15 protein-coding genes and 1 pseudogene are annotated in these 14,791 nt (G+C 71.3%); 11 read left to right on the forward strand and 5 right to left on the reverse strand.

Going from position 1 to position 14,791, the window contains the following annotated elements; genetic code table 11:
• A pseudogene (locus ACIA5G_RS20100) lies at positions 1-538 on the forward strand (hypothetical protein); the annotation flags it as partial.
• A 77-nt stretch (positions 539-615) separates the two neighbouring features.
• Here the strand turns inward: ACIA5G_RS20100 and ACIA5G_RS20105 are convergent.
• Genes ACIA5G_RS20105 through ACIA5G_RS20120 form a run of 4 tightly spaced genes read right to left on the reverse strand, consistent with a single transcriptional unit; the run spans position 616 to position 3,960 of the window.
• Positions 616-2,091 carry an FAD-binding protein gene (locus tag ACIA5G_RS20105; RefSeq protein ID WP_395925221.1) on the reverse strand — a complete coding sequence of 492 codons (1,476 nt, stop codon included), beginning with the start codon at positions 2,089-2,091 and terminating at the stop codon, positions 616-618.
• A 52-nt stretch (positions 2,092-2,143) separates the two neighbouring features.
• Positions 2,144-2,329, reverse strand: coding sequence for a 2-hydroxymuconate tautomerase family protein (locus ACIA5G_RS20110; RefSeq protein ID WP_395925223.1), 186 nt, complete (start codon positions 2,327-2,329; stop codon positions 2,144-2,146).
• Positions 2,289-3,503 carry a Cmx/CmrA family chloramphenicol efflux MFS transporter gene (locus ACIA5G_RS20115; RefSeq protein ID WP_395925225.1) on the reverse strand — a complete coding sequence of 405 codons (1,215 nt, stop codon included), beginning with the start codon at positions 3,501-3,503 and terminating at the stop codon, positions 2,289-2,291. Before ACIA5G_RS20115 ends, ACIA5G_RS20110 begins: the two co-directional genes overlap by 41 nt.
• Positions 3,504-3,534: 31 nt before the next feature.
• Positions 3,535-3,960 (reverse strand): heme-binding protein, encoded by a 426-nt coding sequence (locus tag ACIA5G_RS20120; protein WP_395925228.1) that lies wholly within the window; start codon positions 3,958-3,960, stop codon positions 3,535-3,537.
• A 229-nt stretch (positions 3,961-4,189) separates the two neighbouring features.
• On the opposite strand from ACIA5G_RS20120, the gene ACIA5G_RS20125 reads away from it, so the two are divergent.
• From ACIA5G_RS20125 to ACIA5G_RS20170, 10 genes are all read left to right on the forward strand, one after another.
• A complete protein-coding gene (locus tag ACIA5G_RS20125; protein WP_395925230.1) occupies positions 4,190-4,774 on the forward strand; it encodes a TetR/AcrR family transcriptional regulator in 585 nt (194 codons plus the stop codon).
• A 495-nt stretch (positions 4,775-5,269) separates the two neighbouring features.
• Positions 5,270-6,055 (forward strand): cupin domain-containing protein, encoded by a 786-nt coding sequence (locus ACIA5G_RS20130; RefSeq protein WP_395925232.1) that lies wholly within the window; start codon positions 5,270-5,272, stop codon positions 6,053-6,055.
• Between the two features lie 5 nt (positions 6,056-6,060).
• The gene (gene asnB, locus ACIA5G_RS20135; protein WP_395925234.1) at positions 6,061-7,857 is read left to right on the forward strand and encodes an asparagine synthase (glutamine-hydrolyzing); all 1,797 of its coding nucleotides are present in this window, start codon (positions 6,061-6,063) and stop codon (positions 7,855-7,857) included.
• On the forward strand, positions 7,857-8,897 hold the full coding sequence (locus tag ACIA5G_RS20140; protein ID WP_395925236.1) for a PrpF domain-containing protein: 1,041 nt from the start codon (positions 7,857-7,859) through the stop codon (positions 8,895-8,897). The genes asnB and ACIA5G_RS20140 overlap by 1 nt, the downstream gene beginning before the upstream one ends.
• The gene (locus ACIA5G_RS20145; RefSeq protein WP_395925238.1) at positions 8,879-10,006 is read left to right on the forward strand and encodes an acyl-CoA dehydrogenase family protein; all 1,128 of its coding nucleotides are present in this window, start codon (positions 8,879-8,881) and stop codon (positions 10,004-10,006) included. The genes ACIA5G_RS20140 and ACIA5G_RS20145 overlap by 19 nt, the downstream gene beginning before the upstream one ends.
• On the forward strand, positions 9,994-11,379 hold the full coding sequence (locus ACIA5G_RS20150; RefSeq protein ID WP_395925240.1) for a dihydroorotase family protein: 1,386 nt from the start codon (positions 9,994-9,996) through the stop codon (positions 11,377-11,379). The genes ACIA5G_RS20145 and ACIA5G_RS20150 overlap by 13 nt, the downstream gene beginning before the upstream one ends.
• Positions 11,376-11,858, forward strand: a complete 483-nt coding sequence (locus ACIA5G_RS20155; protein ID WP_395925242.1) for a flavin reductase family protein — start codon at positions 11,376-11,378, stop codon at positions 11,856-11,858. Before ACIA5G_RS20150 ends, ACIA5G_RS20155 begins: the two co-directional genes overlap by 4 nt.
• 21 nt (positions 11,859-11,879) lie before the next feature.
• Positions 11,880-12,332 (forward strand): luciferase family protein, encoded by a 453-nt coding sequence (locus ACIA5G_RS20160; RefSeq protein ID WP_395925244.1) that lies wholly within the window; start codon positions 11,880-11,882, stop codon positions 12,330-12,332.
• A 70-nt stretch (positions 12,333-12,402) separates the two neighbouring features.
• Positions 12,403-13,299, forward strand: coding sequence for a hypothetical protein (locus ACIA5G_RS20165; RefSeq protein WP_395925246.1), 897 nt, complete (start codon positions 12,403-12,405; stop codon positions 13,297-13,299).
• 45 nt (positions 13,300-13,344) lie between these two features.
• Positions 13,345-13,977, forward strand: a complete 633-nt coding sequence (locus ACIA5G_RS20170; protein WP_395925248.1) for a PaaI family thioesterase — start codon at positions 13,345-13,347, stop codon at positions 13,975-13,977.
• Between the two features lie 39 nt (positions 13,978-14,016).
• Here the strand turns inward: ACIA5G_RS20170 and ACIA5G_RS20175 are convergent, their stop codons facing one another.
• The gene (locus ACIA5G_RS20175) at positions 14,017-14,775 is read right to left on the reverse strand and encodes an MHYT domain-containing protein (RefSeq protein ID WP_395926461.1); all 759 of its coding nucleotides are present in this window, start codon (positions 14,773-14,775) and stop codon (positions 14,017-14,019) included.
• Positions 14,776-14,791 lie beyond the last annotated feature (16 nt).

A 14,791-nucleotide genomic window follows, 5' to 3' on the forward strand; every position in this document is an offset into this window, starting at 1 on the left:
GGTCGCCGAACTGTTGTCCACTTCGGGCGCAACCCGGCGCGACGGAGTGCCGGTGCCGCCGGGCCCGGAGTTCGAGCCACTGCGCGAACTGGTCGCCGAACTGTTGTCCACTTCGGGCGCAACCCGGCGCGACGGAGTGCCGGTGCCGCCGGGCCCGGAGTTCGAGCCACTGCGCGAACTGGTCGCTGATTTGCTGTCCACTTCGGACGGGAACCGGCTGCTCAGCGACCGGGTCAGCGCGCAGGGCGTGCGCTACGGCGACGGCCGCGGCCTGGCCGGTCAGTTCCTGCCGAACCTCCCGCTCGGCGAGCGGACGGTGGCCGAGCTGCTGCACACAGGCCGCCCGGTGCTGCTGCTCGGCCCCGGTGCAGTCGGCCTGGCCGACATCGCGGCGCCGTGGAAGGACGGGGTCGATGTGGTCGAGCACCGCGAAGACCTCGGGGAACCGGCGATCCTGCTGCGGCCGGACGGGTACGTCGCCTGGGCGGGCGCAGCAGGATCGCCGGAAGCGCTCACCACCTGGTTCGGCCCCCGCTGACGCCGAGGTGCCGGATCCTTGGCGGTGGCAGGTGATGCACCCCGGCCGCTCGAGCCGAGCGCGGCCCCCGCTGAACGTCAAGCCGGGCGGATCGACTGACGGTGCCGGAACACCTCGGCCGGGTCCCACTGCGCCTTCGCCCGCTGCAGCCGCCGGTAGTTGTCCTTGAAATACAGGTCGTGCCACGGAACTCCGGACGTGTTCCAGGCCGGGTCGGACAGGTCGGCGTCCGGGTAGTTGACGTAACACCCGTCGACGATCTCGCCCGGCACCGGGACGCCGCCGGTGTCCGCGTACATGGACCGGTAGAAGTCGCGCACCCAGCCGATGTTCGCCGCGTCCGCGTCCACTGTGGACCAGAACGCCTGGTACAGCAGCTTGAACGTGCTGTCGCGCTGGGCCACCGCGGTGGCGGCCGGGTCGACCGCCGAAATCGCGCCGCCGTAGGAGAACGCCACCAGCATCGTCTCCGGGTTCGTCACGTCCGGCCGGGTCAGGAACTCGTACGCCGTGCGCAGCTGCGACTCCGGCAGCGTGCTCCGGACGTACGCCGACTTGTGCTCGGCGCGCAGCGTCGGGTCGGTCAGCACCGGGGTGTTGGTGCCGAGGAACCGCGTCGCCCGCAGCCACGGCAGGCGGCGCGGTCGGGCCAGCCCCGGCATCGGGCCGAACTCACCCGCCCCCGCGAACCCGCTGGTCACGAGGTCGTCGAGGACGGCTGCCAGGTGTTCGTCGAGCACGCGGGCCGCACCCGGCGCGGCGGCGTCGATCTGCGCCACCAGGCCGACGGTCCCGTTGCAGCGGTGGTTCAGCATCAGCAGGCTCGACAGCGGCGCGCCCGGCGAGTCCGGCGCGCGGTGCTCGTGGTGCCAGCGCGCGTACCCGCCGAGCAGCCGGGCGAACCGCCGCTCGTCGAGGTCCGCCCACGGCACCGACAACGCCGCGACCAGCACCTCGGCCGGCGGGCGCACCAGCGGCGCCGGGAACAGGAACCGCGTCACCACGCCGAACGAGCCGCCACCACCGCCGGTGTGCGCCCAGAACAGGTCGGCCTCGGCGCCGGTCGAATTGCGGGTGACGACCACCGTCCGGCCGTCGGCGAGCACCACCTCGACGCCGTACAGGTGGTCGACGGTCAGGCCGTCCCGCCGCGACAGCAGGCCGTAACCACCGCCGGTGATGTGCCCGCCCGCGCCGACCGAGTAGCAGATCCCGCCGGGGATCGTCACCCCCCAGCCGCGGTACAGCTGCTCGTAGACGTCCTGCAGCCGCGCCCCGGCGCCGACGGCGAAAACACCATCCGCGTAGTCCACATCGGACAGTCCACTCAGGTCGAGGATCTCGGCCACTTCCCCGTGGTGGACGAAGTCCTCGAAGCAGTGACCGCCGCTGCGGATCGAAAGGCGGCCGGACGCCGCCGAGACGGCCGAAGCGACCTCCGCGGCGGTCCGCGGCAGGTGCACGGACGACGGTTTTGCGGTGTAGCGCTGGTTGATCCCGGCCGTGAAGTCCGCGTAGCGCGGGTCGTCCGGCCCGATGACACGTCCGGTCATGACTCCTCCAGGAAGGAAGAAGGCCGGGACGATCAGACGTCCCGGCCTTCGCTCAGTGGTCTCCGGCGAGCTTCCCGCCGAGACCCCAGTGGTCCTTTTCGACGTCGGTGATGATCACCGTGACGGCCGCTTCGGGGCACTTCGCGAGCCGCGAAACGGTGCCCGTCACCTCTTCGACGAGCTGGCGGCGTTCGGCCTCACCGGCCCCCTTCCACCAGTTCACCTGCACGACCGGCATCGTTGTCCACCTCCTCTCCGGTACGCGTGTCACCACGGCGGTCCAGCCCGACCGCGGCCAGCGCGACGACGAGCGAGGCCACGGCCAGCCCGGCGCCGATCCAGCTCGGCGAGAGCAGGCCGGCCCCGGCGCTGATGCCGATCCCGCCCAGCCACGGGCCGAGCGCGTTGCCGACGTTGAACGCCGAGATGTTGCTCGTGCTCGCCAGCGTCGGCGCACCCTCGGTCTCGTTCATCACCCGCGTCTGCAGTGCCGGGTTGATCAGGAAGCTGCCGATCCCGAACAGGAACAGCGTCACCACCATGGCCGGTTTGCTGTGCGCGGCCAGGGAAAACACACCGAGCATCACCGCGAGCAGGAGCAGCCCGGCGCACAGCGTGCCCATCAGCGACCGGTCGGCGAACCGGCCGCCGAGCACACTGCCGAGGAACGTCCCGATCCCGAACAGCGCCAGCAGCGGCGGCACCAGGCCGGTGGAGAACCCGGTGACGTCGGTCAGCAACGGCGCGATGTAGGTGTAGGCGGTGTAGAGCGCGGCCTGGCTGAGCATGGTCGTGCCCAGCGCCAGCCACACCTTGGGGTTGCGGAACGCGGCCAGTTCGTGGCGCACGCCCAGGTGGCCGGCCCGTGGCTGGTGCGGCACCAGCGCGACGACGCCGACGAGGTCGATCAGGCCGAGGACCGCGACGGCCAGGAACGTCGCGCGCCAGCCGAAGTGCTGGCCGACGAACGTGCCGAGCGGGACACCGGCGATGGTGGCGATGGTCAGGCCGCCGAACATGATCGAGATGGCCCGGGCGCGCTTGGCCGGCTCGACCAGGTTGGCCGCGACCACCGCGCCGATGCCGAAGAACGAGCCGTGCGCGACGGCGGTGACCACCCGGGCGGCCATCAGCACGCCGAACGACGGCGCGGCCGCGGCGATCACCTCGCCGACCACGAACACCACGAGCAGCACGACGAGCGCCGTCTTGCGCGGCACGCGCGTGGTCGCCGCGGTGATCAGCGGCGCGCCGAGGACAACACCGAGCGCGAACAGCGAGATGAGCAGCCCGGCCTGCGGCAGCGAAACACCGAAGGAGCCGGACAGTTCCGGCAGCAGGCCGGCGATCATGAACTCGGTCGTGCCCAGGCTGAACACCGTCAGCCCGAGCACGAACAGGGCGATGGGCATCGTTTCTCCCGGAGTTCGGTTCGGCGAGCGGTCAGGACCCGAGCACGGCCAGGCCGGCCTCGGCGATCTTGACGTCGTCGGTCCAGTGCGCGCCCGAGACGCCGATCGCGCCGACGAGCTCGCCGTCGACCACGATGGGCAGGCCGCCGCCCATGCCGACCAGGCGGTCGATCGCGGTGGGCGCGGCGGTCCGCAGCACCGGGTCCGCTTCCAGCACCTCGGACCACTTCTGCGTCGGCATCGCCGAGGACGCCGCGGTGTAGGCCTTGTCCTGCGCGACCTGGACGGCGTTGAGCTTCGCGCCGTCCTGGCGCAGGAACGCCTTCAGGTGGCCGCCTTCGTCCACCACCGCGACGGCGAACCGCTTGTCGGTCGCCTTCGCGGCCTCGTCGGCCGCGCGGACGATCTGCCAGGCCAGCTCGTCGCTGACGGACGACCGGCGCTGCACGTGAGGCATGAGGAATCTCCTTGTCTGGGGTTGGCGGTGATGAGCTCTGCCGCTGCCCGACCGTAGCAAATCTGGATCGATCGGTAAACATCAGAGCGACCGCAGGGCTACTCTCAGGCACGAACTTCCTGGTAACAGCGCCTAAAATTCGGGCAACTAGGACGTTATTGTTGATCAGTCAGTCCAGATACCGTCCCCTGTTGTTGACCGAGCGTTCCAGCATCCTTAGACTGGAGGCATGCCCCGAGTCCGCGAGTTCAACACCGACGAGGTGGTCCAGAAGGCCATGGAGGTCTTCTGGCGCCAGGGTTACGAAGCCACGTCGATCCAGGACCTCGCCGAGGCGACCGGCCTCGGGCGCGGCTCGCTCTACGCGGCGTTCGGCAGCAAGCACGGCCTCTACGAGCACGCGCTGCAGCGGTACGTCCGGCAGACCACCGACGCCACCCGCGAGTCGCTGATGCAGCGGATGCCGATCCGGCAGGTGATGCGCGACCTGCTGCTCGGCCGGATCGACGACGCACTGAAGGAACCCGGCCGGCCCGGCTGCCTGCTCGTCATGGCGATCACCGAGCGGGTCCCGCACGACGACGTGGCCAACCGGATCGTCTGCGACGCGATCGCCGCCCTGCAGGACTCCTTCCACGGAACCCTGCACCTGGCTCGCAGCATGGGAGAACTGCCGCCGGGAACCGACATCCCCGCGGTGTCGAATTTCCTGGTCACGATGATTCAGGGACTGCGCGTGATGAGCGCGGTCTGCCGCGACAAGGCACTCCTGGAACAGGTCGTCGACACCGCACTGCTCGCCATTCCGCAATAATCCCCCGTTTCCAAGATCGGGCGGCCGCCGTGAAGGTGGCCGCCTTTTTTCGTACGCCGGACGAGCCGGATCGCCGATCGTTAACATTCCGGCCGTTTTCGATTTGATCAAGCGCCATCTCGAAGTCCACGCACGACACCCAGGCAGGCGATTTCTCCTGCGCACCAACAGTTTTGCGCGTGAACCCGGTCGACCGCCCGGTAAACAATTCTCAAATGTGACGACGTTCACACCTTTCCCTCGCGTCGCCTTTTCGGGCGGCTTTGGTCGCACTGGCAGACATCATCGTTCCCTCGTTCGGCGGTATCGGAATTTTACTGAATCGATTCAGTCAATGACTGCTGCTCCATTCGAGCCGATTCACCGTGCCGGTCAACGGCTTTGCCCGGGCCGACCGGGGCTAGTACGGTCGCCACCGGAAGCGATTCGGGATGTATTGATCAATACCGCTTCCCGTCCATCGGCAAATCGTCAAGCAACTGATTGGACCTGGGGATGCTCATCGACCAGATTCAGGGAACGATCATCCGCGCGGCGGACTTCGCCTTTTCGCCGTTCGACTGGGGCCGCGTCGCCGAGCCGGTCGGCCCGGCCACGGGGGCGCGGAAGGTGACCCTCCTCGTTGTCGAAGTCGCGCCCGGCAAGGCGTGGCGGCTCGGTTGGGCCCTCGAAGAGGAAAACGTCGCGGTCGTCTTCGCCGGCTCCGGCCACGGCGACGTCACCGGGCACCGCACCGAGGTCGCGCGCGGGTCCGCCGTGCACTCCCCGACCGGGCGCACGCTCGAGCTCGAAGCCGGCGACGACGGCCTGACCGCTTATGTGTGGCGGACGCGCCTCGAAGGCAACGAACCCACGGGTTCCGCGCCACGGCTGGAAAACGAGCTGTGGAACACCGAAACGCAGCTGCACGGCTTCAGCGGCACCGGCGAAGTCGCCGGGAACGCCAACACCGCCGTGATGAACTTCCTGTTCTGGCCCGGCACCGGCAGCGCGCGGCTGTGCCTGCACTGCGGGATCCAGGAGCCCGGCCAGACCTTCAACGTCCACCAGCACCCCGAGAGCGAAGAGGCCTTCATCGCCTTCGAGGGTGCCGGCCAGATGTACCTGATCGACCGCTGGCACGACGTCTCCCCCGGCGACGTCCTGTTCGCCGCGCCCGGCGTGCCGCACGGCACGCGCAACCCGGACGCGGCCACGCAGCGGTTCGCGACCTGCGGCGGCCCGACGCCGTTCGACCCCGTCCTCTACGCCCGTGCGGGCGTCTCCGCGGAGGTGAAGTAACCGTCATGTGCCGGATCTATGGACACCTGGGCGGGAATCTCGCGCACCACCACCTGCGCGCGGTTTCGGCGTTGCAGCGGCACGGCGGCCCGGATGCCCGGTTCAGCGCGGCCGGGGACGGCTGGGCGCTGGGCAACAACCGGCTCGCCATCATGGACCTCGACGGCGGCGAGCAGCCCTACCGGCTCGGTCGCGACATCAAGGTCGTCTTCAACGGCGAGATCTACAACCACACCGAGCTGCGCCGCGACCTGCACGCGGCCGGGTACGTCTTCCACGACCACTGCGACGGCAACGTGCTCCCGGCGCTGTACCACAAGTACGGCCTGGACTTCGTCGACCACCTCGACGGGATGTACGCCGTTGCGGTGCTGGACCTGCGGGCCGAGCCCAAGCTGGTGCTGGCGACCGACGACGCGGGCATGAAACCGCTGTACTACCACTGGAACCCGGCGCAGGAAGAGCTGTACTTCTCTTCGGAGCTGCCTGCCCTGCTGAGCGTTCCGGGGGTGCAGTGGGAGCAGTGGGCCGAGGGCCTGGACAGCTACCTCACCACCAAAACGCCGTTCGGCGAGCGGACGATGTTCGACCGGATCCGGGTGCTGCCGCGGGCGGCCACCGCCGTCTACACCCGCTCGGCCGGGCTGAAGATCTCGCGGCGTGCCGAAAACCCCTTCCCGGCCGAGGACGACGGCGACCTCGACGGAGCCGGCGGCCGGGTGCGCGACACGCTGCGCGCCGAAACCCACCGGCTGGCGCTGGCCGACGTGCCGATCTCGACGATCACCAGCGGCGGCCTGGATTCCAGCCTGGTGACGGCGCTGCTGGCGGAGAAGGTGCCGCACGTGCACGCGTTCAACATCGCCTACACCGGCGACTGGCCGTTCGACGAAAAGAAGTACGCCCGTGAGGTGGCCGCGCGCAGCGGCGCGACCTACCACCAGATCGAAGCGGACCCGGCGACGTTCCCGGACCTGCTCGACGAGGTCGTCTGGCACCTGGGCCAGCCTAACGCCGACCCGATCACGCTGAGCACGTACCTGTTGTTCCAGGGGGTGCACGACGCGGGGTTCAAGGTGACGCTCTCGGGTGACGCGGCGGACGAGATCTTCGGCGGCTACGGCCGGATCCGCGACGCGCTGCTCGGCACCGAGGACTGGCCGAACGGCTACGTCGAGGCGCTGGCGGCGGTCCCGGCCGCGCTGCGTCAGCGGCTGTACACCGAGGACTACCGGGAGCTGTTGCGGCAGAACGGAACCGAGGCCGATCGCATCGAACGGCGGCTGCGCGGCGCCGGGCCCGACCGGCTCGCCGCGATCACCGAGTTCGAAGTGGACGAGCGGCTGCCCGCCTACCACCTGCGCCGCGTCGACCACCTGAGCATGGCGCACTCGGTCGAGGTGCGGCTGCCGTTCTGCCAGCGGTCGGTCACCCGGCTGGCCCGGCGGCTGCCCGTCGAACACCGCGTGCGGGGCAAGGAAGTCAAGCGTGCGCTGTACGCGGCCGCCGGCGGCCTGGTGCCGGATTCGGTGCTGAACCGGCCGAAGCAGCCGTTCACGCTGCCGATCACCGCGATGCTGGCGGCCGGGCAGCCGTTGCACGCCTACGCCCGTGACGTGCTTTCCGGACCGTCGCTCGCCCACGGCGGGCAGCTCGACCCGAAGGCCGTCACCGGGCTGTTCGACGCGCAGGCCGCCCGACCGAACGACGAATCCGCGCTGGCGATCTGGTCGCTGCTCATCCACCGGATCTGGACCGGGCAGCTCACCCGCGGCAGCGCCGGGGAAAGGAGGGCGGCCTGATGCTCGCCCACATCGCCCACGCCCACGGCAGCCCGAGCTCCACGCTGGTGCTGCCGGCCGAGCGGCTGCCGGAGTCCGAGGAAGCGCTCACCGACGCGCTTTCCGACGGGGTCGCCTGGCTCGCCGAGCACGGCCTCGCCGCGGTCACCAAGGTCGCGCTGGTGTCGGTCTCCGACCATCCGCTGTTCGACCTGGACTATCGGTTCGTGCAGGTCATCCCGGGTGACCCGGTGCGGTTCGACTTCCGCGGCAGCTGCGGGCACTCGGTGCTCTCGTCGGTGGTCGTGGCCAGCAGGCTCGGCTGGATCGGCCGGCTCGCGCCGGAGCACCGCGTCCGGGTGCGCGTGCTCAACAACAACGACCACGTGGTGTGCGAGGTCGACGAGTGCGTCCGCGACCGGACGACGTTCACCGCGCACTTCCTCAACCACCCCGCGGTGCCGCTCGGCGAGCTGCTGCCGTTCGGGGAGACCACCACGGACCTGCCCTACGAGGACGGCACGATCCGGGTCAGCGCGGTCTCGGTCGGGAACCCGTACCTGTTCCTGTCCGGCCACGACCTCGGCGTCGACACCCCGGAAGAGCTCTTCGCCGCCGGGCAGCCGCTGTTCCGCACCATGAGCGCGATCCGGCGCTCGGCCGCGCGGCAGTACGGCTACCCCGTCGAAGGCGCGTTCCCGAAGGTGGCCACGGTGCTGCCGGACGGCGAAGACGGGCTCGCGGTGCGGGCGATCTCCGTGCCGTCGTGGCACCCGACGCTCGCGCTGACCGGCGCCGTCTGCCTCGGCGCGGCCCGGCGGATCCGCGGCACCATCCCGTTCCGGCTCGCCGGCGGCGAGACCCGGCGCACCGCGCCGCTGCGGATCCGCACCGCGGGCGGCTGCACCACCTCGGCCGCCGCGGTCTCCGGCCACGACCGGGACAGCGAGCTGTCCTGGGTGAGCGTCCCGGAGAAGGCGGTGTCGTTCACCGGCGCCGTGTCCATCGACTCGTTCGGTCCCCACGTCCTGAAGGAGGACTCGTGCCTGCTCTCGACCTGACCACCCCCGCGCGCCTCGACGCCGGCGAGCTGCTCGACGTCCTGCGCGAGCACGCGGCCGCGGCCGACGAGGCCGGCCGGCCCGCGCCCGAGGTGCTGACGGCGCTCCGGAACTCACCCCTGCCCGGTCTGGTCGTCCCGAAGCGGTACGGCGGCGCCGGGGCGGACTCGCTGGAGGCGAACCGGGTGATCGCCCGGATCGCGCGGCACGACCCGTCGACGGCGATCATCGCCTTCCAGCACCTGGCGGTGTGCAGCCGGATCGCCGAATGGGGCAGCGACGCCCAGCGTGAAGAGCTGCTGCCGAAGCTCGCCTCCGGCGCTTGGCTGGCCGCCTCGGCGTGGAGCGAGTCCGGCGCGGGCGCCGCGAAGAAGAATCTCGCCACCATCGCCGACGAGCTGCCCGGCGGCGGCTGGACGGTCAGCGGCGGCAAGGCGTTCACCACCGGCGCCGGGATCACCGACGTCTACCTGGTGCTCGCGCAGAGCACCCCGGTGAGCGAGGACGACGAATCCGCGTACGGCTCCGGCGGGCAGAGCTTCTTCCTCGTGCCCGCGACCAACCCCGGCATCGAGCCCGACCTGAGCCTGGACCTGGTCGGCATGCGGGCTTCGGCGACCGGGTTCGTCGAGCTCAAGGACTGCCGGCTCGGCGCTGAGGCGCTGCTCGGGCCGCGTGACACCGCCAGCACGATCATCGCCGGCGTCCGGCAGTCCGGGGCGACGCTCGGCGCGGTGTCGGCCGGCATCGCCGAAGCCGCCTGGGACCTCGGTTTCCAAGCGGCGCAACGGAAGTCGCTGCTCGGCCTGCAGGCCGTCCGGCACCGGCTGGTGGACCTGCGCGGGCAGGTCGAGTCCGCCCGCGCGCTCGTCGAACGGGCCGGGCGGCGCGAAGCCGCCGACCCCGGTGAGGTGACGCTGCACAGCAAGATCCACGCCTCCCAGGTGGCCGAGGACGTCGTCGCCGGCATCGCGCGGCTGCTCGGCAGCGCCGGGTACGTGGTGACGCACCCGATCAACCGGATGGCCCGCGACGCCCGCGCCGTCGCGCTGATGGGCCCGACCAACGACCTGAGCCGAGAGCTGGTGAGCCTGCCATGGGCCGCGTGAAGAGCTGCGACCTCGTCGTCCGGGGCGGCCGGGTGACCGGTCCCGACGGTGTCCGGGTCGCCGACATCGCCGTCACCGGCGGGAAGATCGCCGACGTGCTCCCGGCCGGGAGCACCGTGGCCGGCGCCGAGGAGATCAACGCCGCCGGGCGGTTCGTGCTGCCCGGCCTGATCGACTCGCACGTGCATTTCCGCACGCCGGGCCTGACGCACAAGGAGGACTGGGCGCACGCGTCGCGCGCCGCGGTGGCCGGCGGGGTCACCACGGTGTTCGACATGCCCAACACGCGCCCGGCGACGTTCACCCCGGCCGACGCCCGCGCCAAGGACACGGAGGTCCGCGGCACCAGCCTGGTGGACTACCGCTTCCACGCCGGTGTGAACCCGGACGACGTCTCCTCGCTGGCGGCGTTCGAACCGGCCGAGGCGATGACCGCGAAGGCGTTCCTGACCGGGCACCACACCGCGCCGCACGTGCTGCGCGACCCGGGCCGGCTGGACGAGCTGTTCGCCGTCGCGAAACGCCGTGGCCTGCGGCTGCTCTTCCACGCCGAGGACGACGACGTCTTCGCGCTGCTCGACGAGTGGCAAGGCACGCCGTCGACGTACCGCGACTACGAACGGTTCCGGCCGCGCTCGGGCGGGATCGTCGCGGTGGCCAAGCTGATCGAGCTGGCCCGGCGGCACGGCACCGCGGCGCACGTCCTGCACGTCTCCAGCCGCGAGGAGGCCGACCTGCTCACCGCGGCCGGGGCGACCGGGCTGCCGGTGACCTGGGAGGTCACCGGGCACCACCTGTCGTTCACCGCGGCCGACACCGCGCGGTACGGCTCGCGGATCCGGCTCAGCCCGGCCATCCGCGAGCAGGCCGACCAGGACCGGCTGTGGGACGCGGTGCTCCGCGGTGAAGTGTCCACTGTGGGCAGTGATCACGCGCCGCACGCGTTCGAGGACAAGGTCCTGGACGCACCGGACGCGCCGCCCGGGCTGCCGGGGGTGCAGGAGCTGTTCCCGGCGTTGTACACGGGGCTGCGCCGCCGGGTGCCGGACGCCACGCCGGACGAGCTGCTGCCGATCGTCACCCGCGTCATGGCCGCCGAACCGGCGCGGCTGTTCGGGCTCGCCGGCCGCAAGGGCGCGATCGCGCCCGGTCGGGACGCCGACCTGGTGCTCTTCGACGCGGCGGAGAACTGGTCGCTGCGCCCCGAAGACGTCCAGGCGAAGTGCGGCTGGACGGCGTACGCGGGCTGGCTGTTCACCGGCCGCGTCGAGCGCACGATCCGGCGGGGCCGCACGGTGTTCTCGCGTTCCGGCGGCTTCGGCGCGCCCGAGGGCGAGTGGCTGACGCCGTCGGCCGTGGGGGCCGGGCGATGACCGCGGCGCTGCTCGACGAGTTCAAGGACGCGATGGCCGCGCTGGCCGGCGGGGTGTGCGTGGTGACCGCGCTCGACGGCGACGGCACGCCCCGCGGGTACGCCGCGACGTCGGTGACGTCGGTGTCGATGCGGCCGCCGCTGCTGCTCGTCTGCCAGGCGAAGACGTCGAGCTCCTACGAGGTGTTCTCGCGCTGCTCGCACTTCGGCGTCAACGTGCTGACGGCGGAGCAGGCCGAGCTCGCCGCGTTGTTCGCGACACCGGGCGCCGACCGGTTCGGCGGCACCGGCTTCGAGCCCGCCGAGCACGGCTCGCCCCTGCACCCGGGCGCGCTGGCCGGCGTCGAATGCCGGCGCCGGGACACCGTCGACGCCGGTGACCACGGCCTGCTGCTGGGTGAGGTGTGCGCGGTGCGCACCCGGCCCGGCGACCCCCTCGTCTACCACGGCCGGCGCTACCAGCGCGTCCGGCCGGTCTGACTCTTTCGTTCGGAGGAAACCATGTTCGAGATGCCCGACCGCCCCGGCCCGGCCCCGCGCACCCGCGGCCCGGTCCCGCACGGCCAGCTCAACCAGATCGCGCCGAGCACACTGCAGGAGGAGCTGTGGCAGCGGATGCGCGCGCTGGCCGGGGTCTACCTCGCGCCGACCCACGTGCCGTACCCGGAGGCCAGGGCGATCCACCTGGCGCCGGAGTTCGGCACCGGCCCGGACGACGCGTTCATCAAGCACAGCCGCGAGTTCGCGCACCTGCACCCGCAGCAGGACGGCAGCCTTCACATGACGCTGCCGGCGACCGTGAAGAAGGTCGTCACCGAGGCGGGCTGGGGTGTGCCGCACCCGATCCAGAACACCCAGCTCGTCTACGGCCCGCGTGACCGCGACGAGATCGAGTTGGTGTGGCGCGTGCTGCTGGAGTCCTACACCTACGCCCGCGGCCGGCACGCCGAGTGAGCCCGGGGGCCGTGCCGGTTCGGCTACCATCGGCCGGCATGGCCCCGGTCTGCTCGCCGACACCTCCTCGTTGCTGCGGGCGAACCTCGACCGCTTCGGCCGCGAACACGCCTACGCCGACGACTCCGTCGTGTTCCTGTCGCTGGTGCTGTTCCGGGACGTCCACCTCGACGGCCCGTCGGTGGAGCGCAACCTCGACCGGCTCTCCTGGACGCTGGACATCGACGACGGTGTCCGGATCGTCGAGCTGGACGACGCCGAGACCCGCGCGCTCTACCGGCGCGGGATCGATCTGGCGAAACACGTCGAGCCGGGTGAAGCCGGGTGGAACCGCCACCGGCCGCACGCCCAGCGGGATCTGGTCGCCGAGATCACCGACCGTCACTGGGCGCAGTCGACCTACTGGCGCGACCTCGCCCGGATCATCCCGGACGAGCTGCGGGAGATGAAGGCCGCGCTCGACACCGCGTTCGGTGGGCGGAAGCCGTTCACGGTCAACACCTTCATCGCGTTGTCGCGGCTCTTCTACTACCTGGCCCTGCAAGAGCAGCTCGGTTCGGCCCTGCTGCTTCGCGGTGGCTCGGCGGCCACGAGCCCCGGCTCAAGACGCCGATGCTGTCGCGCTACATCGCGAACCAGGCGGAGGAGAAGGGCTGGAGCTTCGGCCGGACGATCGGATGGCTGCGGGAGTCGGCCGAGGTCGCGCAGTTCCGGAAGGGCATTGACGAGCTCGTCGCCTACCGGGAGGCCGGGGACAACCAGGCCGTCGACGAGGTGCTCGTCATGCTCGACGCCGCCGCGGAGGCGTGGGCGGCTAGGCACGCCGGTGCGCGAGAAGTCGCTGAAGGTGACCGTCGCGTTGCCTTTTGTCGAGCCGGAGTTCACCGTGCCGGTGCCGCGGCTGCGTCCGAAGAAGACCGGCGAGCGGCTCCTCGTGCTGATGGGCGAACTCCTGCGGTGGAGCTGATAGAGTGGAACGCGTTCTAGTTTCCGGGGGCTTTCTGGGGGCGCGATGTCCGAGAGCAAGGCCTTCCCGGTGGTCGACGGCGTGCCGCCCGGGCGCGCACTGCTCGGCGCCCGGATCCGCGAGCTGATCGAAGCGTCGGTGTGCGTGCGCGACGACGAAGCCGACCTCCTCACCGCGGCCTCGCGGGTCGAAGCGGTCACCGCCGCCCTGCGGGCGAGCGGCGGGGCGGCTCCCCTGCTGCTCGCCGCGCTCGAAGGTGGCGGCCACCTGAGCATCAACAACCCGCTCGAAGGTCCGGGGAACCCACTGGCACCACCGCTGTTGTGGGTGGACGTCGGCCCGGAGTCGGTCCGCGCCGACGTCCTCCTCGGCGCGGCGCACGAGGGACCGCCCGGGCGGGTGCACGGCGGCTGGGTGGCGGCGGTCCTGGACCACGTCCTGGGCCGCGCCACGGCGGCGGCCGGGTACCCGGGCATGACGGCGTCCCTGACGGTCGACTACCACCGCGGCACGCCGTACGCGGTGCCGCTCACGGCGGAGGGCCGGCTGGTGCGCCGGGAGGGCCGCAAGCTGCACGCGACGGGAACGTTGCGGGCGGGCGACGTCGTCTGCGCGACGGCCACGGCGATCCTGGTGCACTTCAGCGCGGACCGCTTCCCGGTTCCTGCGAAGGACTGACCGCCGGACCGCTCGGCAACGTCAGCGGAAGTCCGCCTCTCACGAGACCGTCGTTGTGTGGCGGGGCGCCTCCGAGCTCGCCGACGCCATCAGCACCGCACAGATCGGCACCGCCATCGCCAGCGCGGCCAGCACGAAGACCGGGAACAGGAAGTTGAACACCTCGGTCCCGGACGGGTCCGGGGCCGCCGGGTCGAGGTGCAGCCGGACCGCCGCCATGCCCGTGTAGTGCATGCCGCTGACCGCCGCGGCCATCACCAGGCCCGCGGCCAGCCGCGGGAGGAGCTTGTCCAGCCCGGCCGTGAACCACAGCGCCGCCGTGGCCGCGACGACCGCGATGACCACCGAGAGCCCCACCAGGACCGGGTCGTAGCCGATCGTGCCCTTGATCTGGACCGCCCACATGCCCGTGTAGTGCATGACGTTGACCGCCAGCCCGGTCAGCAGGCCGCCGAGCAGCAGCCGCTTCCACGCGAACCGGTTGCGGACGCCGAACACCAGCAGCCCGCAGAACACCGCCACGATCGACAGGAGCGCCGACAGGGCCGTGCGGAGGATGTCGTAGCGCACCGGCAGCCCGGGGGTGGAAAAGCCGAGCATCGCGATGAAGTGCATGACCCAGATGCCGACCCCGCCGATCGACACCGCCGCGAGCGCCAGCCAGACCAGCCGGGTCCGCGGGTGGTCGGTCGAGCGCGCCTGCAGCGTGCAGGCGAGCCCGAGGGCGCAGCCCACCACCGAGGTCAGGTAGGCGAGCACGACGAGCCAGTGCCCCATCGCGAAGTCGTCGTGGTCCATGTGCATTTCCGTGCTC

It is taken from the genome of Amycolatopsis sp. NPDC051758 (assembly GCF_044453095.1).
Classification (GTDB): domain Bacteria; phylum Actinomycetota; class Actinomycetes; order Mycobacteriales; family Pseudonocardiaceae; genus Amycolatopsis.